We start from the raw sequence: 17,660 nt of genomic DNA, 5'->3' as shown, positions 1-17,660 counted from the left end.
GTCATTTCCAGCCCACCTTCTGTTTGTCATGAGGGTTCTGCCATGCGCCATTCATCTGGCGGCGGATGAAGTTCAGCGCCGGCACTTCCCCGAACAGGCCTTTGGGCAGGAACAGGATTGAGCAGAACAGCACGACCCCAACGATGATATTGCGGATGTCGCCAACCGGCCGCAGGATTTCCGGCAGAAGGATCAGCAGGAGGGCGCCGATAATGGCACCGGGAATGCTGCCGAGGCCGCCGACCACCACCATGGCCAGGATCAGGATCGACTCGGAGAAGTCGAAATCGACCGGTGAGATATAGCCCGTTGTATAGGCCCATAGAGCACCGGCGATTCCGGCGAAAAAGGACGAGATCATGAAGGCTTCGATCCGGAGGCGGACGGTGTCGATACCCATGGCGTCGGCGCATTGATCATCTTCGCGCAGGCTGCGAAGGGCGTTGCCATAATAAGAATGGCTCAGCCGGTGCAGCACCCAGATGGACACGGCAACCACACAGGCCACCACAAAATAGGTCCCGATCTCGCTGTTGATTTCAAAGCCGAACAGGTCAATGCCGGAAAACAGGATCACACCGTTCGGGCCTTTGGTCACGGCCACCCAGTTCTGAAGCACCAGATAGATCATCTGGCCGATCCCGAGCGTGGCAACGGCGAAATAGATGCTGACCAGCCGCATGGTCGGCAGGGCGACCACAAGGGCAATCAGGGCCGCGCCGATCCCGGCCAGGGGCAGGCCGATGGTAAAGCCGATGCCGTATTCGGCTCCCGCCAGCGCGGCAATATAGGCGCCGACCCCGTAAAAGGCCGCATGGCCCAGATGCAGGAGACCCGCAATCCCGGTCACAAGCTGCAGGGAGACGGCAAGCAGAGAGAAAATCAGCGCCAGGGTTGCGATCTGATAGAGATAGCCCTGGTCGAGATAGGCAAGTAGGGCGGGCAAGGCCGCAAAAAGAAGGAGCAGAAGGGCAAGTTTCAAACCGGCCGTGTGAAGACGTTCCTTAGACACGTTCCCTCCTTGCCCCGAAGAGGCCCTGAGGGAAAAACACCAGCGTGATGATCAGGAACAGATAGGCGACCATGTCCGACCAGACGGAGGACATGAAGGTGGTCGAGATGCTCTCGGCAATCCCCAGGATCAGGGCGGAAATTACGGCGCCGGGAATGGAACTGAGGCCGCCCATGACCATGGCGACAAAGGCCTTGATGCCGGGAATGAAGCCCATGGACGGGAACACGGCACCATAATAGAGGCCGACCAGAATACCGGCCAGAGCCCCCATCATCGAGCCGATGACAAAGGTCAGCACAATGGTGCGGTCCGTGTTGATGCCCACATATTTCGCGCCGAGCGGGTTGTTTGACACCGCGCGGATCGACAGGCCGATGGCGCTGTATTTGAGAAGGTATTGGAGCCCGGCCAGCATCAGGGCGGAGACCACGAAGATGATAATGTCGCCATTGACGATGGTGACCGGCCCCAGGCGGATCGGCTGGTTGATGAGATAGCTGATATTGATGGTCTGGAATTCGGATCCGAACACCAGTTCCATCCCTTCGCGCGCAATGATCGACATGGCCAGGGAGGACATCAACGTGGCCTCGCGCATGGCACGGGACTTCAGGGACGCTTCGTCGGAAAACCGGCGGAAGGGCCGGAACGCGATCCGTTCCAGGCTATAGCCTGCACAAGCGCCAACCGCCAGAACGATGAAGACGATGATCATAAAGGGCGGTCCGAAGGCGGCGATCGCCAGGATGCCCGCAAAAGCACCGATTGTGTAGACTTCCCCGTGGGCGAAGTTCACCACATTGAGGACGCCGAATATGAGGGTGAAACCGATCGCCATCAGGGCATAGACCATGCCGAGCGAGATGCCGATTGTCAGCTGCTGAAGATAATAAGGATCAAGCACGCGCATTGCCCTTGGAGTTGAGAGTTTCGGCGGACACAAGCCGGGACCAGCCCGCCGGGGTCAGATGCCCAGTATCGGGCGTCCAGTATCAGGTCCAGGGGTCAGGCGGCCCATGGGGACGCGCTTGGCCGGCGGCCTGGAACTCCGCGCCCGTGCCGTCTGGCGGGCGCGGAGCCGGGTCTTGATTTATTTGACTGGCACGAAGGCGCCGTCTTTGACCATGGCTTTGGTCAGCTGCTTTTGCGCTTCCCCATTGCTGTCGAAGGAGGTGACGCCGGTCACGCCCGGGAAGTCCTTGGTTGCGGCAAGTTCGTCACGCACATGGGCGCGGTTGACATCCGGATAGGCCCGGGTGACGGCCGCCAGCATGATGTTCACCGCATCATAGGCCTGGGCCGGAAACTGGCCGGGCTCGGCTCCGTCGCGCGCTGCTTTCCATTCGGCAACGAATTTTTTGACGTTGTCCGCATCGCTGTTCGGCAGGAACGTGGCTGTCAGATAAAGGTCCTCGGCTGCTGGCCCCGCCAGTTCGAGCAGCTTCTGGTTATAGGCGGCCGAGGTGGAATGCACCGGAATGTTGGCTCCCAGCTGTTTCATCTGTTTCAGGAACTGGGCAGCGTCCTCATAAAAGAAGCCGGTATAGATGGCATCCGGTTTGGCCCGTTCGATCTTGGTGATGATAGAGCGGAAATCCGGCAGGCCCCGGTTGAAATATTCGGTAAAGACGACTTCACCGCCGTTTTCGGCGACCTTTTTGGAAAAATCCTTGACGACGGACTGGCCCCAGTCGGTTTGTTCGGCAATCACCGCGATTTTCTTAAACCCCTGGTCATTCATCCAGTCGGCGTTGAAAACCCCTTCCTGGGCCTGGGTGGTGATGTTGCGGAACTGCCATTTGGAAATCTTGGCATAATCGGGGTGGGAGGCAGTCTGACTCAGCTGCGTCACGCCTTCGCGCTTGTAAACCTGGGCCGCCGCCATGGAGACGGTGGAGGTGAAATCGCCGATGACTGCGACAATCCGGTCATCGTCGGAGAACTTGCGGGCGATTGCAACGCCTTCCTTTGCGTCGGAGCGGGAGTCTTCGTAAATGATCTTCACCGGCACGGGCAACTTGCCGGAGGCATTGAAGTCCTTCAGCGCGATGTCGGCCGCTGTCTTGAAGTCCTGGCCGTACTGGGCCGTGTTGCCGGTGAGTGGCAACTGATAGCCCACATAGATGGCATCATCTGCCAGCGCGCTGACACGGGCGCCCAGCAGGCAGGCCGCCGCGCCAATCAGTCCAAGATAGGTTCTGCGTGTGACAATCATGACAGAGGTCTCCTTAAGGTCTGGAAAGGTTGTTTTATTTTCTGGGTGAAACGGGGCTCTGGTCAGTCCCGCCTGTCACGCCACCGGTAATAGGGCAGCATAATCGAAGGGGCGAAGCGTTTGACAAGGCCATGGAACGCAATCGGCTTCGGAGCGCTGAAGGGCAGGGCCAGCTCATTTTCGGGCTTGCCGCACAGGGCGGCCGCAAATTCGCGCCCAAGCGAGATGGACAAGGCCACGCCGCGCCCGTTGCAGCCCGCCCAGGTCCAAAGGTCCGGTCCAAGTCGGGAAAGAAATGGAAACCGGGTTTCGGTCATGCCGATGTAACCGTTCCAGACGAAATCGAATTTTGGGGTTCCCAGAACCGGAAACGCTTCCCGGAGCCGTTTGCCCGCAAGCGTCTTCAGCCGCTCCGGCCCGTTGAAGCCAAGGGCGAGCGCTCCGCCTGTGACCAAACGGTTTCCTTGGTCAAAGCGGAAGAAGCGCAGATCCCCGTGTGTGTCCGACACGGCTTCCCGGCCGGGCACGACCTTGGCCCGCTGGGAATCGCTCAAGGGCGCGGTCGCCATCTGCCAGGAAAGAACCGGCACGAGTGAGCGGGCCAGGCCGGGGGCCAGATTTGGGGCTTTGAGCCCGGTATAGGCATTGCTGGCCAGCATCACGGCCCGGGCCGTCAGCGTGCCATGAGGCGTTTTCAGTTGCCACATGCTGCCGCTCCGCTGGAGGCTGAAGACAGGCGTGCCCTCGTGAATCTGAACACCCTGCTGTTCACAAACAACCGCAAGGCCCCGCGCCAGGGCCAGTGGATTGATATGTCCGCCGGTCGGATTGTAAAGGCCGCCATGCCACAAGCGGCTGCCCAACAGCCGTTCCGACTCGTCCCGGCCGACAAGCCGGCAGGGGGTGCCGCGTTTGGACCAGGCCTCAACCCGAGCCTCGCTGAGCGCCAGCCGGCTCTCCCGGTGGGCCGGCTGATACCAGCCGGTCTGTTCCGCTTCGCACTGAATATTCTCGGCGCGGATCAGGTCGAACAAGGTGCTGGCACTGTCACGCACAAGGGCAACGAACCGTTCTCCGGCCTCTCCAAACCGGTCCTCTATGGCATCCGGTTCAGCAGCTGTCAGGGTCGGGATGACCTGACCGTTGTTGCGCCCGGACCCGCCACTCCCGACCGTGCCTGCCTCCAAAAGGGTGACGGTCTCGCCGCGCCGGGCCAGATGAAGGGCCGTGGACAGGCCGGAAAATCCGCCGCCGATGACGGCAATATCGGTCTGAAGGTCCCCGGTCAGGGGGCTGGTCACCTGCCGGTCCGGCGCGGTGCTGGCCCAAAGGGAGGTCGATATCTGGCGGCCGGACAACATGCCTCTGGCTCCACTCTCTAGGTCTGCTTCAAGGGGGGCTTGCCATCGAACGATGGGCATGGCGGGGACGCTCTTTCCATAAAAGCTCCGGCGTGGCCAATCAATTGGCTGACGCAAATTTCCTGCCCATCAGATCTCACTCTGCGCAGGCATTTGCTCACGTTGGGGGGAGACAAGCGGGGTGTCTTGTGGCGGCTGACAAACGGGAAGTATGTGCGGGGGAGCGCTGCTGACCGGCCAGCTTCACATGGCGCCAGCGTCAAGGGGCAGCTTTGTGCTGCGCTTGATCTGTTCCATGGAGAAGCAAGAGGTGACATCGTTCAGCTCGATCAGATTGATAAATTTCTTGTAGAAGGCGTCATAGGAAGAGTTGTTCCTGGTGATGACTTTCAGGATGTAGTCGTACTCTCCTGCCAGACGGTTGACTTCCACGATCTCCGGGAACTGAGCGACGACGCTGTTAAATTTCTCAAGCCAGGAAGTATTATGCTGGTTGGTTCGGATCATTACAAAGACCGTTAGGTCAAGACCAACCTTTTCCTGATTTAAAAGCGTAACACGTCCATCGATATACCCTTCGCGCTCAAGTTTCTGAAGTCTGCGCCAGCAAGGTGTTGACGATAAACCTACATGTTCAGAAATTTGAGCTACGGAAAGACTAGCATCATCTTGGAGTATGGATAGTATCTTTCGATCAAACTCATCAATAAGCATCGTTCATTCCAAGTATTGATAATATTTAGCATTTTCATGCTAAATATTTCGCCTCAAGCTGGCAAGGGAGCATAAATCTTCTAGGCAAACCGGTCAGGATCTTTCGCGCTGCAATATGGCCGCGCGCCAAATCAGGCTGGCCTGATCACACGCGTCTGATCCCGTCCGTCCAGACCTGCTCGATATTGGCCTTGGTGGCGCCATAGAGTATTTTTTCCAAAAGCCTGTCGGGCGTGTCGTCCCTATGGGCTGCAATCTGGCCAAGAGGGGCCGCGGGGTTGACCGCAATGGCGTCGAATTTGAGCCCCGGCTCAAAGGCGCCGGTTTCCAGCCCGGCCGCCAGGGCGCCGCCGCGCGTGGCCAGATGAAAAGCGGTCGCCACATCAATCCGCGCCGGGCCCGCCCCGCGTTCGCAGGCCGGTTTGCGCGGATCCACGCCGGTTTCCAGCATGCGGGAGGCGGCAATGCTCATGCGGGCCGCTTCCCAGACCGTGCCGATCGGTCCGCCGGAAATATCGGTGCCGAGCCCGGCTCGCAGCCCGCGTTCCAGCGCGGCCCGCAAGGGAAACACGGCGCCGGCAAAATAGGCATTGGACCAGGGGCAATGGGCAATGCCGCCGCCCCGTTCCCGGACCAGGCTCATATCCTGATCCGACAGAAAATTGGCATGGGCCAGAAGGGTGTGCTCGCGCAGCAAGCCGAAATGATCAAGGGTTTCGGCATCACTCATGCCCATGCGCTCTGCCACGAAACCGTGCTCCCAGTCGCTTTCCGAAACGTGGGTCTGAACCGTCACGCCGGTTTGTGCGGCCAGCTGCCCCAGTCCGCGCAGGCAGTCATCGGTGCAGGATGGCACGAAGCGCGGGGTAATGATGGGCTGCACCAGTCCGGTGTCATTGCCCGGCAGGTTGCGGATGTAGGTGATCAGGCTATGGGTGCCGGAGACGGCGCTTTCGGCCGAGGTATCCCGATAGTATTCCGGACAGGTGTCCTGGTGGTCCATGGCCACCTTGCCCACCAGCGCCCGCTGCCCCTTGTCCAGACAGATCTGCGCCAGCGCTTGCGTGGCAGGCAGATGCACCGTTCCGAAATGAACGGCCGATGTGGTGCCGCAGCGCAGCATATGGTCGATCAGCATGCCATAGACCTCCCGGGCGAAGTCTTCATCTTCATACCGGGCTTCGAGCGGGAACGTGTAGGTCTGGAGCCAGTCTTCCAGGGGCTCATCCAGGGCCGAGCCGAGCTGGGGATACTGGGGGGCATGCACATGCAGATCCACAAGCCCGGGCAGAAGATATGTGCCTTTCGGCAGGCGGACGGCATCTTCGGGGCCCGTCTCCGCCTCGCCAATCTCCAAAATCGTGCCGTTTCCGTCAAAGGTGATCGCCGCGTGCGGGCGGAACGTCACATGCCCGCGTTCGGGGGCATGAAACAGATCCGCAATAAGGGTAGTGCTGTTCTCTTGTGTCGGGGAGCCGGTCATGAAAGCTTTCTGCGTCGTAAGGGGCTGGCCGGGTCGGATGGGCCTCGCCGGATCAGGATTGACATCCGCAATTCTGCTTGGCAATTGCGGGCCGCCTGTTAAATTGTCAGGGTGAATATATAGGCAGGCACCGCGCCGGAGCGCAAAAGAAAAGGCAGATCCATGATCAACAATGACACGGATGCGTTTGTTATCATTGATGTGCAGAATGACTTCTGCCCGGGAGGCGCGCTTGCGGTCGCGGGGGGCGATGCCATTATCGGGCCAATCAACGGGCTGTCCCAAAAATTCGCCCATTGTATTTTGACCCAGGACTGGCATCCGGCGGGCCACTCCTCTTTTGCAAGCTCGCATCCGGGCCACGATCCCTTCTCCCAGATCCCGCTGGACTATGGACCGCAGACCCTGTGGCCCGACCATTGTGTTCAGGGCAGCCAGGGGGCAGAGTTTCATGCCGGTCTGGACATCACCGGGGCTGAGCTAATTATCCGCAAGGGCTTCCGGCCGGGGGTGGATTCCTATTCCGCCTTTTATGAAAATGACAAGAAAACGCCGACCGGTCTGGCGGGCTATCTGAAGGAACGCGGCTTTGAGCGGGTGTTCCTGGCGGGGCTGGCTACCGATTTCTGTGTGGCCTTTTCTGCTGTTGACGCTTGCGGGCACGGTTTCAAGACCTTTTTGATCGAAGATGTCTGCCGGGGCATTGATATGGACGGATCTTTGGCGGCTGCCAAAAAGACCATGGCGGAGGCAGGTGTCGTCACGGTGCACAGCGCAGATCTTTAACGGGTATTTTGGCGGGCAGGTCTGCGTGCCTCTGCGCAGAGCTGGAAATTGGGGCGTTAAAACGGCTGAATTACAAGCTTTTTAGAATGAATCCAAAGAGGATTTCAGCCATTGCAAAATAGGAGGCGTTATATCATAACGCCGTTTCGATCCGGGTTTCCCCAGTCTGAAGACGACCCCCGAAATGGAGTTTGAATTGTCAAAGCGCCTTTTGAAAACCGCCGCCCTGTCCCTTGCCGGAGCCGGTTTGTTCGCCGCCGCACTGACCGCCCCGGCCGGACAGACCGCCCTTGCTGCCGAAAAGGTTCTGCACGTGGCCATGCCCTATGGCCCGAAAAGCTCCGCGCCCGATCCGCGGGCGCGCCAGAACGGCTGGCTCAGCAACCGGGCCGGTGTGTCTGAAACGCTTGTTGGCCTCAATTACAACATGGAAATGATCCCGCGCCTTGCCGTGGCCTATGCAAACCTGTCGCCGACCGAGTGGACGTTGACGCTCCGGGACGGCGTGACGTTCCATGACGGCAGTCCGATGACGGCCGAAAGTGTGAAAGCATCCTTTGAAACGCTCGGCGAAGAAGGTCATCCGGGGCACAATCCCCGCCTGATGAAGCTGTTGGATCTGGAAAGCATCGAGGTGGTGGATGAGCACACCTTGGTCTTCAAGACCAGAAAGCCGAACTCCGCTTTCCTGTGGTCCTTGACCGAGCCTTCCGCGGCCGTAATGAAAGATGGCACGGAAGAGATGCCGATCATCGGTACTGGCCCGTTCATGTTTGTGTCCGCAGAAACGGAAAAGTCCTACGAAACGCGCGCCTATGCCGGTTACTGGGGCGGGACTCCCAAGCTTGATAGCCTTTTGATCAGCGTTATTCCGGATGCGTCTGTGGCGGCGCTTGCGCTTCAGGCCAATGATGTGGATCTGGTGACCAACTTTCCCGAACAGGACTTTGCGGCTTTGAAAAAGAAGGGCGAAGGCCAGCTCTTTTCCGCTGAAACGGCGCGTCTGTTTTTCTACCAGCTGCGCACGGCAGACGGTCCGCTGGCCAACAAGGCTCTGCGCCAGGCCATCTCCCTGGGGCTGGACCGCCAACTGATCGTTGATGCGGCTTTGGCGGGGGTCGGCGGCACGCCGGCCAATGGAATCTTCCCGGCCAGCATGAGCGCCTGGTACGACACATCCCTGTCCCTGCCCTATGATCCGGACAAGGCCATGGCTATTCTGGACGAAGCGGGCATCAAGGATACGGATGGCGACGGCATCCGCGAACTGGGTGGCAAGAACCTGAACCTCAAGTTGCGCTCCTATGAAGGCCGTGCCGCGCTGCGCCCGACGCTTGAAATCTCTCAGGCGCTTCTGAAACGCATTGGGATCGGCGCAGAGATTTCAATGGGTGAGTTCTCAGCGAACAATGACGCGCTTAAGGCTGGTGAGATCCAGATGCACCTGCAGGCCTGGGGCACCGCACCACAGGGCGATCCGGACTATTTCCCCAGCACGCTGACGCGCACCGGGGCCAGCTACAATGTGTCCGGCTATTCCAACGAGGAACTGGACGCCCTTTTGGACAAGGGCCGGTCCAACTTCGATGATGAGGTTCGCAAACCGTTCTATGATCGGATCCAGGCAATTATCAACGAAGACCTGCCGCTGATCCCGCTGTTCCACAAGACCCAGGTTGCGGTCGGCAACGGTAAGGTCAAGGGCTTCAGGATCCACCCCGCAGAAACCTATATGGCAACGGTGGACCTGGATATTGAGCAGTAAGGGCACCTGTTTGCTGTCAGTTGAAGGACTGTCCGCCGCGATTGGCGGGCAGACCATTCTGCACGACGTCGGTCTGGACATAGACCAGGGGGAATGTGTTGCCGTGGTTGGCGGTTCGGGGGCGGGAAAGTCAACACTTCTGCGCTGCCTTTTGGGGCTTTACCGTCCGGCGCGGCCCGTCTCGGGACGCCTGACCTTTGACGGCCAGAGCCACGACATGACTGCTCGCCGGCGGATCAATCTGCGGCGCGGCGGCTTTGCCTTCGTGCCCCAGAACCCCCAAGCCGGGCTCGATCCGCTCAGGCCGCTGGGCTGGCAGTGGTCGCAGGCCGTGCGCTGCGCCTGCGGGCGGGTTCGGGTGCAGAACGCGAAAGCCGGCAAAGACGGTCAGGCCGTTCTGGAGGCGCTCAAGTTGAACGGGTTCGGCAAGCGCTATCCACATCACTGGAGTCAGGGCATGCAGCAACGGCTGCTGATTGCCTTTGCCCTTCTGTCCAGGCCCAAGGTTCTGGTTCTGGACGAGCCGACGTCGGCGCTGGATCCCATCATAGCCGCGCGGGCCATCCAAGAGGTCATGGCCTATGCGGATGCCCATGGGATTTCCGTTCTGGTGGTCACCCACGATCTGGCCCTGGCAGCAAAATTCGCCGGCCGGACAGCGGTCATGGCGAATGGGCGGGTCAGCGAATTCAGCCCGACCGGCACACTTTTGGCCAATCCGCAATCTGAGACCGGCCGTCTGCTGGTGGCAAACCGTTTTTGGCAGAGCGAATCTCTACCGCAAGGGGGCGTCCGGCACGGGCAGATGCACACTGGTTCCCATTTTGGCGCGGAGGTGCCTGCGTGCTGAAAGTGAGCTCCCTTGGGGTTTCGGCCGGACACGCCGTTTTGCTGACGGATGTCAGCTTCACCCTTCAGCGGGGGAAAAGGCTGTGCATCGTCGGGGAAAGCGGCTCGGGCAAAACCACGCTTTTGAAGGCGTTGCAAGGGTTGATGCCCTTTGACCGGGGCAGCGTCGAGCACCGCCTGACGGCGGACGACGCGGGCCTTGTGCGCCTGGAACCGGGCCCGCGCAGGCTCGGCCTGCCCAATACCAAATGGGTGATGCAGAACCCGCTGGCCGCGCTCAATCCGTCTCAGAAGGTTGGCGAGGCCATTCTGGAAAGCCTTTATCTGAGTGAGTTGGACGGCGCGGCACGGCGCGCGGCACTGGCACAGGCTTTGGAAGAGGTGGAACTGGCCCCGGAGATGGCCAGCCGCTATCCGGATCAGCTGTCTCTCGGCCAGGCGCAGCGGGTCTGTATTGCCCGTGCCCTGATTGCCCGACCCCGGCTGATCCTGTTCGACGAGCCGTTGAGCGCCTTGGATGCGGTCGTCCAGAAGCAGATTGGCCGCACCATGGAGCGCATCCGCACCGCCCTGGGGCTCAGTTATATCGTAGTCACCCATGACCTTGGATTTGCGCAGGCCTATGCCGACGACATTCTGCTCCTGCGCAACGGGCAGGTGGAAGCGTATCAGCCGGCGGACGCCTTCTTCCGGGCCCCGGCCAGCGCCTATGGCGCCGACCTGATTGAAGCCGCTCATATTCTTGGTGGCCTGTCCGATACGGCCGTCCTGCAAACGGCCCACGCAGCAGCCCAATGATCAACTCCCGCCCACGCCCTGTCTCGGCCAGCATGGCCTCTCTTCTTGCCAAAAAGGCGGCCGGACTTTTGGCCGTGATCCTCGGGGTCAGTTTTCTGACCTTCACCCTCTATTACATTTCCCCCGGGGATAAGGCGCGGGCAATTGCCCATGCACGTTATATGGGCGAAGGGGATGCACCGCCGGAAGTGGTAGAGGCCATCCGCCAGGAATTTGCCCTGGATGCGCCGTTTCTGAGCCAGTATGGCCATTGGCTGTCCGGCTATTTGAAAGGGGATTTTGGCCAATCCCTGATCTCGCGCGAACGGGTTTTGGAGATTGTCGCGGGCAATCTTCTGGAAACCCTGGCGCTGACCTGTTCCGCGCTGGCAATCGGTCTGCCGCTGGCCTTTGCCCTCAGCCTGGTCTGTTACTGGCGCCCCGGCAGCGTGTTCGACCGGGCGGCTGTTGCGGTTTCCTCCGTCGGTGCGGCAATGCCGCCCTATTGGCTCGGCCTGATGCTCATTCTGGTCTTTGCTGCCTGGCTCAACTGGCTGCCGGCCTTTGGCACCGGAACGCTCGCCCATCTGGTGCTGCCGGCCACCACGCTGGCGGTCTGGATCACGACGTCGCAAACCCGGCTGTTCCGGAGTTTCCTTCTGGAGGCGAAAGCCTCGCCCTTCCTGGAAGCGCTGCGTCTGCGTGGTGTCGGGGAAATGGAAATCTTCTGGCGCCACGTCCTGCGCCACGCCTTCGTGCCCGCCATCACCATGATCGGCATTGATCTAGCCTATCTGCTGGAGGGCGCTGTGATTGTAGAGGTGATTTTTGCCCGGGGCGGAATCGGCTCGCTGCTGGTCAGTTCCGTCATGAGCCGCGACTATCCGGTGGTTCTCTTTCTGGTGATGCTGTCCGCCGTCAGCTACGTGACGATCAACAGCCTGATCGAACTGCTGCAGGACTGGCTGGACCCGCGCAAAAGCGGGCCGGTTAAGGCCGCAAAGGCCGGAAAAGCCCCCGCCGCGCAGGAGACTGTACCTGCGGGCACAGGAGAGAAGTCATGACCGGCGTGTCTCTTGAAAGCGCGGACCTGCAAAACCGTGCCGGGGCCGAGGCCGCGCCTGCACGGCAAAAGGACCGGCTTGCTCTCAAGCTGGCCGTGGTCCTCGGCGGGCTTGGGTTTGCTATGGTCTGCGGATTTCTGTTCACACCCTATGATCCGACCGAGGCGGACTTTCTGTCCCGGCTGTCCCCGCCCAGTGCCACCCATTGGTTCGGCACGGATCAGCTGGGCCGGGACATTGCAACGCGGATATTGTATGGAGGGCTCTGGTCCATTGGACTGGCCTTGGCCGTGTCGGCCGCTGGCGTTTTGATCGGAACTGTGATCGGCCTGACTGCCGGGTATGCGGGCCGCTGGGCGGACCCGCTGCTGATGCGTATGACCGACAGTTTCTTTGCCTTCCCAGAGCTGGTGGCCGCAATTGCCATTACCGGTGTTCTGGGGCCGGGCACCGGCAATCTGGTGCTGGCGCTGGTGTTGGTCAGCTGGATGAAATTTGCCCGTCTCAGCCGGACCCTGGCCCTGTCCCTGGCCCAGAAGGATTTCGTGATTCAGGCCCGGCTCAACCGGCTGCCGTCCTGGCTGATCCTGTGGCGGCATATCCTGCCGAATCTGCGCCTCAGCGTTCTGGTTCTGTGGACCAGTTCCTGGTCCCGAACCATCCTGGCAATTTCCGGGCTCAGTTTCCTTGGTTTCGGTATTCAGCCCCCGGAAGCCGAATGGGGGGCTATGCTGCTAGATGGCAAACCCTATATGCAGACCGCGCCACACCTGATGATCTTTCCCGGTCTGGCCATCTTGATAACGGTGCTTGCCATCAACCTGGCTGGTGACTTGCTGCGGGACCGTCTTCAGCGGCGCGCCTGAGCGGGCCGGCGGCTTTTTCAGGCCCGCCGGGCTGTGTCACGGCGCTTGCCCGGCAGCCAGGCCGACCTGCGCGTCTTTCCTTGTTGGTGAACCTGAAACAACCATCCAATAGGCTCTTGTGAGTTCAGGTTGGGAATACAAGCTCCGGCAAAACCGCCCAGATAACGTCCGAGCTGCGCCGGAAAATCGAAGCTTTTCTGAAAGACGTCGCGGCCGCCTGACACTTTCTCCATTTTAGTGCCTCCAGAAGGGCCCCGGCTTACGTCAGTTATTTTTATTTGAGACAAAAAATTCTTCGATCAGAAAGGTGAGTTGAAAGGCTTCTAATTTATGAAAATTCAGGGCTCCTTTAATTAAATTTATAGTGTAATCGATGATTTTTATAGTTTTTCATAAAAAATTTAAGAGCAATTACTTGACATGAATTTGGTGAAGGGTAATGAAAGGAGTTATGCAGAGGGGCTCGAAGGAGTTTTTCTGTATATTTCTATACGAAAAACAGGTTTACACTATTCAGGTTTGTCAGGGTGATCGGGTGGAGGCAGGGTCACTCGAACGCTGAATATTGGGAATTTGTATCCGAAAGCAAAGGATGAGGTGTGCGATGCCGCCACTGCAAAAACTCTCCCTGATTCTGGCCCTCGGCACGGGCGTTGGGCTTCTTCCAAACGACGCCAGCGCGATCCAGCAAGACAAATTGTCCGAGATCCGGGCGCTGGTAAGCGACAACAATGTGACTGCATTGATGTCCTTCATTTCGAAAAACCCACAGGTGCTGGATGAGACACCCCTTGGGAAATCCTTGACTGATTTCGCAAAAGATCCGCCCAACGTTGTGGAGCGCTTCTTTGGCGTTGGCGTTCCCAGGGAGCTGTCTGACGTTGCTGCACAAAGCAAAAACGATTCAAGCATTTACTGATCGAATTCCTCAAGCAGGCTCCGTACCGGCCGCTTTGCAGTGAGGTCTGAAGAGAACTGGCGTCCCGGGGATCAAAGCAATTGCTTCGGGGCGCTGTTGAAGGGCGGCTTTTGCAGACGCTGAGGTCAGGGCGACAGCCGCTTCTCCTTCCCGGCACGCCGCAGAGTGATTTGGCCAGGAACGGACAGGGCCCATCAGAACGAAACCGGGACCTTTGCAAGGCCCGCATGCGCTGCGGGGCTGCAGAACGCTTGTCTAAACTAAGAGGAGTTTGCCGCAGGTGCTTTCTCGAACGACTCTCGTGCTCGATCCGCGTTTTCCTGGGGGAACCTCCACTGCGGTCGCACAGGAGATTTATGCGCTCGCCCCGGACTGCGATCTCTCAGTTGCCTGCTTGGAAACACGCATGTTCAAGGGGGATGCCGTTCATCCCAAAATTGAGCGGGCCTGCCTTGAGACCGGAACCCCGCTTTTCTGGGCCGGGGACACAATGTCCAGCGACGTGATCGTCTTTCACAACCCTTCGGGCCTGAAATTCGATCAAGAGATGCGGTGCCGCATGAATTGCGACAAGTTCTATGTTGTGTGCCACGAAAACTTCCTGAGACCGGCTCCGCAAGGAGGTCTTGGGCTGGAGGGGTTTGACGTTTCTCATTGTTTGCGTCTTCTGGATCAATCGGTCCTTGCGCGAATCAGAACTGTCGCCCCGATCTCTTCCAACAACCGCAAGACGGTTGCGGAATGGTTCGCCCGGAACCCGGCTTTTGGCGGCTGGAGGATCGATCCGGTCGACTGGACCAATATCTGTGAATTCGACTTTTTGCCTCCCGTTCCTGCGCCGCAGGACCGGCGCGGACGCCACTCACGTCCGGGCATCGAAAAATTCACCGGTCTTGAGACGCTCGAGCGGATCTATCCGGCAGATGCCGTTTCTGTCCGGCTGCTCGGAGCAGATGATCTTCTGAAGGAGCAGAACCGCCCAAGCCACTGGCAGTGTCTCCCCTTCGGTTCGGAACCGGTCGACCAGTTTCTGTCAACGATCGACTTTTTCGTCTATTTCACCAATCCCCTGTGGCGGGAGAGTTTTGGAAGGGTCCTGGCCGAGGCTATGGCAGCTGGAAAGGTGGTTATCACGGATCCCGTCACCGCATCGACCTTTGGCGCTGGTGCGCTGGGCGCCCGGCCGGATGAGGTGAATGCGCTGATTGCCGGTTTCATCGCCCATCCTGCGGCCTATGTCGAACAGGCCAAAGCGGGTCAGACACAGCTCAAAGCTTTTTCTGCCGCAGCTTTCCGGGAACGTCACAGATGCCGGATTGAAAGAGATTGCATCGCCAGTCACCTGATTTTGGAAACAAATCATGCTGTACATTGAAACAGGAACGCTCAAAAGCGAGACACTCGATAGTCTTGCCGTCTTTCTGAACCAGTCGAAAGCGGCGGGCCTTCCGGTTGCGCTGGCAGAGCAATCGTTTTCCGCCGGTGATCTGGATCCTGCACTTGCCTATGAAATAGCGCCGTTCCTCAAGAACAGCGTTCCGGGGCCAAATGATCGTCTGATTGTACTGGAGGCGCAGAGCCTTGATGATGCGGCAGCGCAACGGTTGAGGAAATTGGGACTGAACCCGCCCGGTGCTGTGATCGCTTATGGCCATTTTTCAAGCGAGCAGGCCCGGCTAAACGCCGTCGCCCGGATCAGCTACGCCCTTGGGCAGGAGCCGGACACGCCGGACATTCAGCCGGTTCTGGGTGTGCTCGGGCACGGTATTCCGACCTTCGGCGCACCTGTCAAAAGACGCGGCAGATCCAGGCTCAGGGTGGCCATCGTCAACCCGCCTGGAGAAACACAAGAGCAATGCGCGGCGTTTCTTGGCATGAGCCGGGAGCGCCGTTTTGAACTGGCCGTGCTCACCTCCGGCAAAGATAAGAGGGCGTGGCATGACACTCTTGGCTACACCACTCCGGTCTGGCACTACAATGAAATTCCACCGCACGTACTTGCCGCACAAATTGACATAGCGGTGTTTTGCGGAAAACCCCGCGTGTGGCCCCGGTTTCAGGCGCTGGCCGCCAATCTTCTGTGTTCGAATTGTGTCGTGATCGACGCCACAAAGGACCAATCCTGGCACACGATCGCGAATGCCGTTCTTCCCGGGCCTGCACACCCTGAGCTTCTGGCCAACTGGTTGCGGCAGGACATCATTCCTGCCTATGCAGAGATCACGGCGAGCGAGAGATTTGACGCTGACAGGGTCCGTTTTCAACTGCCTCCCGAACTTCGTGAACTGGTGCCGAAATCCTCCCTGCTTGTCAATTCCGGGTCGGTTGGCAACCGGGAAAGGCATGTGGCCTTCATGCCGACCAATGGTGTCGGCCTCGGCCATGCCAAACGCTGCATGGTTGTCGCCAAGGCGTTTCAGCAGCCGGAAAGAGCAAAATTTGCGGCCTTTCCGTCCTGCATCGGTCTGCTCACCCGGGCGGGTTTTGACTGCACGCCGCTGGTCGCCCGGCGGCTGGGAAAGCAGAATGACGGAAATGATCTCGTCAATTCTCTGAGGCTTTCCCCGTTCGCAGCCGGGGCGGGCGGGTTTGTATTTGACGGCGGATTTGTTTTTCCAAGCGTGATGAATGCCGTTTTGGGTAAAAATCTGCCATCCGTCTGGATCCGGCGCGGATTGTGGCAAAACACGCAGAACAACCTTGCCATGCTCGATCGGCAAAAGATTTTTGAGCGGGTCGTTGTTCCGAGCGAGGCCTTTGAGGAGCTGAATGCGCCGCTGATGCACTGTGAACGCGCGCATCCCGTTGGCCCGATTGTGCAGACAATCAACCTGTCGCAAGCAGACAAGAACGCCCTGCGCACAGATCTCGCCAACAGCTTCGGCCGCCCGTTTGAAAAGCTGGTCGTGACCATGCTGGGAGGCGGCGTTGCCGCGGACAGACGCGCACAGATCATGGCGGTTTCGGCACACCTTGCGGCAAAAAAGCATGTCCTCAATCTTGTTGTTGTCTACCCGACGAGCATCGTGGATCCCGGGTGGTTCAATCATCCAAACACACGTGTTGTGCGGACATTTCATGCGAGCGCACTCATGCAGGCGGCGGATGTCTTCATTTCTGCCGTCGGCTATAACAGCTTTCATGAGGTGATCTATGGCGGGGTGCCGACGATCTTCGTTCCGCAAATGGCCCCTTATATGGACGACCAGCGGGCGCGGGGGACTGCGGCGGCCGAACGCGGCCTCGCCGATCTCGTGGAGCCTTGGGAACCGCTGAAGCTGACCGGCAGGATCGACGCGTTTCTGGATGGGCGTGCGCAGGAGATCCGGGAGGCCCTTGCTCAGGTCACCTTGCCGGAAGCAGGGGCTGAAGCTGCAGCAAAATTGATTGAAGAGGTCTGCTCATGAACAGCCTGATGACTGACGAGATGTTCGCGGCATCCGAGGAGGCGCAGCACTGGTGTTCGGTCATGACACGCTGCACCACCGCTGATGTGCTTGATCTCGATCCGGTTCTGGAAAGGTTTGACCCTGCGGCCGCAACGGAACGCGGTAAGGTTCTTGTGCCCGAAACCACGGCGGTCCCGCCCCGGCACAAGGCGCCGGGCCAGCGCATAACTGTGGCTGTTTCGATCGACGCCCAGCCCGAGAGAGGCCCGGCCCTGGCCGCGCGCCTTGCTGCCTTCGCAATTGAAAAGACCTGCGATGTGATCGTTTTTACAAGTGAAGACGTATGCGGGTTTGAGGCTTATGGTTTTCGAACCGAGCGCATCGCCGGTACTGAAACCGACATCCTGAAAGAGCAACTGACAAGACTATGGGATATCGAAATCGTCTTTTAGGGCGT

Annotated in this window: 17 protein-coding genes; 10 read left to right on the top strand and 7 right to left on the bottom strand. The window is 59.3% G+C overall.

The genetic code is table 11. The annotated features are described in order from the left end of the window. Nucleotide 1: 1 nt before the first annotated feature. The 6 genes from ACXAH0_RS18315 to ACXAH0_RS18290 all read right to left on the bottom strand — a co-directional run bounded on the left by ACXAH0_RS18315 (nucleotide 2) and on the right by ACXAH0_RS18290 (nucleotide 6,788). On the bottom strand, nucleotides 2–1,012 hold the full coding sequence (locus tag ACXAH0_RS18315; protein WP_475181141.1) for a branched-chain amino acid ABC transporter permease: 1,011 nt from the start codon (nucleotides 1,010–1,012) through the stop codon (nucleotides 2–4). Further along, on the bottom strand, nucleotides 1,005–1,925 hold the full coding sequence (locus ACXAH0_RS18310) for a branched-chain amino acid ABC transporter permease (RefSeq protein WP_475193904.1): 921 nt from the start codon (nucleotides 1,923–1,925) through the stop codon (nucleotides 1,005–1,007). The genes ACXAH0_RS18315 and ACXAH0_RS18310 overlap by 8 nt, the downstream gene beginning before the upstream one ends. A gap of 180 nt (nucleotides 1,926–2,105) precedes the next feature. Beyond that, nucleotides 2,106–3,230, bottom strand: coding sequence for an ABC transporter substrate-binding protein (locus ACXAH0_RS18305; RefSeq protein WP_475181149.1), 1,125 nt, complete (start codon nucleotides 3,228–3,230; stop codon nucleotides 2,106–2,108). A gap of 62 nt (nucleotides 3,231–3,292) precedes the next feature. Next, the gene (locus tag ACXAH0_RS18300) at nucleotides 3,293–4,591 is read right to left on the bottom strand and encodes an NAD(P)/FAD-dependent oxidoreductase (protein ID WP_475193901.1); all 1,299 of its coding nucleotides are present in this window, start codon (nucleotides 4,589–4,591) and stop codon (nucleotides 3,293–3,295) included. A 243-nt stretch (nucleotides 4,592–4,834) separates the two neighbouring features. Next, nucleotides 4,835–5,299, bottom strand: a complete 465-nt coding sequence (locus ACXAH0_RS18295) for an Lrp/AsnC family transcriptional regulator (RefSeq protein ID WP_475181601.1) — start codon at nucleotides 5,297–5,299, stop codon at nucleotides 4,835–4,837. A 151-nt stretch (nucleotides 5,300–5,450) separates the two neighbouring features. After that, nucleotides 5,451–6,788: an amidohydrolase family protein gene (locus tag ACXAH0_RS18290; protein WP_475193899.1), complete on the bottom strand. Its 1,338-nt coding sequence runs from the start codon at nucleotides 6,786–6,788 to the stop codon at nucleotides 5,451–5,453. Nucleotides 6,789–6,950: 162 nt separating this feature from the next. Between ACXAH0_RS18290 and pncA the strand changes: the two genes are divergently transcribed. The 6 genes from pncA to ACXAH0_RS18260 all read left to right on the top strand — a co-directional run bounded on the left by pncA (nucleotide 6,951) and on the right by ACXAH0_RS18260 (nucleotide 12,895). After that, nucleotides 6,951–7,574 carry a bifunctional nicotinamidase/pyrazinamidase gene (gene pncA / locus ACXAH0_RS18285; protein ID WP_475181164.1) on the top strand — a complete coding sequence of 208 codons (624 nt, stop codon included), beginning with the start codon at nucleotides 6,951–6,953 and terminating at the stop codon, nucleotides 7,572–7,574. Between the two features lie 196 nt (nucleotides 7,575–7,770). After that, complete coding sequence (locus ACXAH0_RS18280; protein ID WP_475193895.1) at nucleotides 7,771–9,339, top strand: ABC transporter substrate-binding protein; 1,569 nt, start codon at nucleotides 7,771–7,773, stop codon at nucleotides 9,337–9,339. Nucleotides 9,340–9,349: 10 nt separating this feature from the next. Further along, a complete protein-coding gene (locus tag ACXAH0_RS18275) occupies nucleotides 9,350–10,189 on the top strand; it encodes an ATP-binding cassette domain-containing protein (protein ID WP_475193892.1) in 840 nt (279 codons plus the stop codon). Further along, entirely contained in the window at nucleotides 10,183–10,986 is an 804-nt protein-coding gene (locus ACXAH0_RS18270) for an ABC transporter ATP-binding protein (protein WP_475193889.1), read from the top strand. Before ACXAH0_RS18275 ends, ACXAH0_RS18270 begins: the two co-directional genes overlap by 7 nt. Then, on the top strand, nucleotides 10,983–12,029 hold the full coding sequence (locus tag ACXAH0_RS18265; RefSeq protein WP_475193886.1) for an ABC transporter permease: 1,047 nt from the start codon (nucleotides 10,983–10,985) through the stop codon (nucleotides 12,027–12,029). Before ACXAH0_RS18270 ends, ACXAH0_RS18265 begins: the two co-directional genes overlap by 4 nt. After that, complete coding sequence (locus ACXAH0_RS18260; protein WP_475181192.1) at nucleotides 12,026–12,895, top strand: ABC transporter permease; 870 nt, start codon at nucleotides 12,026–12,028, stop codon at nucleotides 12,893–12,895. Before ACXAH0_RS18265 ends, ACXAH0_RS18260 begins: the two co-directional genes overlap by 4 nt. A gap of 17 nt (nucleotides 12,896–12,912) precedes the next feature. Here ACXAH0_RS18260 and ACXAH0_RS18255 read toward each other — a convergent pair whose 3' ends face one another. Next, nucleotides 12,913–13,128: a hypothetical protein gene (locus ACXAH0_RS18255; RefSeq protein ID WP_475181198.1), complete on the bottom strand. Its 216-nt coding sequence runs from the start codon at nucleotides 13,126–13,128 to the stop codon at nucleotides 12,913–12,915. A gap of 371 nt (nucleotides 13,129–13,499) precedes the next feature. Between ACXAH0_RS18255 and ACXAH0_RS18250 the strand changes: the two genes are divergently transcribed. From ACXAH0_RS18250 to ACXAH0_RS18235, 4 genes are all read left to right on the top strand, one after another. Continuing rightward, nucleotides 13,500–13,814, top strand: coding sequence for a hypothetical protein (locus ACXAH0_RS18250; protein ID WP_475181204.1), 315 nt, complete (start codon nucleotides 13,500–13,502; stop codon nucleotides 13,812–13,814). Nucleotides 13,815–14,094: 280 nt separating this feature from the next. After that, nucleotides 14,095–15,189, top strand: a complete 1,095-nt coding sequence (locus ACXAH0_RS18245; protein WP_475193882.1) for a glycosyltransferase — start codon at nucleotides 14,095–14,097, stop codon at nucleotides 15,187–15,189. After that, nucleotides 15,176–17,221: a hypothetical protein gene (locus ACXAH0_RS18240; protein WP_475193879.1), complete on the top strand. Its 2,046-nt coding sequence runs from the start codon at nucleotides 15,176–15,178 to the stop codon at nucleotides 17,219–17,221. Before ACXAH0_RS18245 ends, ACXAH0_RS18240 begins: the two co-directional genes overlap by 14 nt. After that, a complete protein-coding gene (locus ACXAH0_RS18235) occupies nucleotides 17,218–17,655 on the top strand; it encodes a hypothetical protein (protein ID WP_475181221.1) in 438 nt (145 codons plus the stop codon). The genes ACXAH0_RS18240 and ACXAH0_RS18235 overlap by 4 nt, the downstream gene beginning before the upstream one ends. The last annotated feature ends 5 nt before the right edge of the window (nucleotides 17,656–17,660 follow it).

It is taken from the genome of Roseibium sp. AWQ4_290, assembly GCF_056160985.1.
The sequence above is the reverse complement of the archived record's forward strand: the minus strand, read 5'-3'. Positions and strand labels throughout refer to the sequence as shown.

What these genes read in the sequence shown, in the direction of transcription:
- ACXAH0_RS18310 (WP_475193904.1), bottom strand. Translation starts at nt 1,925, where the DNA reads ATGCGCGTGCTTGATCCTTATTATCTTCAGCAGCTGACAATCGGCATC.
- ACXAH0_RS18305 (WP_475181149.1), bottom strand. Translation starts at nt 3,230, where the DNA reads ATGATTGTCACACGCAGAACCTATCTTGGACTGATTGGCGCGGCGGCC.
- ACXAH0_RS18300 (WP_475193901.1), bottom strand. Translation starts at nt 4,591, where the DNA reads ATGTTGTCCGGCCGCCAGATATCGACCTCCCTTTGGGCCAGCACCGCG.
- ACXAH0_RS18290 (WP_475193899.1), bottom strand. Translation starts at nt 6,788, where the DNA reads ATGACCGGCTCCCCGACACAAGAGAACAGCACTACCCTTATTGCGGAT.
- pncA (WP_475181164.1), top strand. Translation starts at nt 6,951, where the DNA reads ATGATCAACAATGACACGGATGCGTTTGTTATCATTGATGTGCAGAAT.
- ACXAH0_RS18265 (WP_475193886.1), top strand. Translation starts at nt 10,983, where the DNA reads ATGATCAACTCCCGCCCACGCCCTGTCTCGGCCAGCATGGCCTCTCTT.
- ACXAH0_RS18260 (WP_475181192.1), top strand. Translation starts at nt 12,026, where the DNA reads ATGACCGGCGTGTCTCTTGAAAGCGCGGACCTGCAAAACCGTGCCGGG.
- ACXAH0_RS18255 (WP_475181198.1), bottom strand. Translation starts at nt 13,128, where the DNA reads ATGGAGAAAGTGTCAGGCGGCCGCGACGTCTTTCAGAAAAGCTTCGAT.
- ACXAH0_RS18250 (WP_475181204.1), top strand. Translation starts at nt 13,500, where the DNA reads ATGCCGCCACTGCAAAAACTCTCCCTGATTCTGGCCCTCGGCACGGGC.
- ACXAH0_RS18240 (WP_475193879.1), top strand. Translation starts at nt 15,176, where the DNA reads ATGCTGTACATTGAAACAGGAACGCTCAAAAGCGAGACACTCGATAGT.
- ACXAH0_RS18235 (WP_475181221.1), top strand. Translation starts at nt 17,218, where the DNA reads ATGAACAGCCTGATGACTGACGAGATGTTCGCGGCATCCGAGGAGGCG.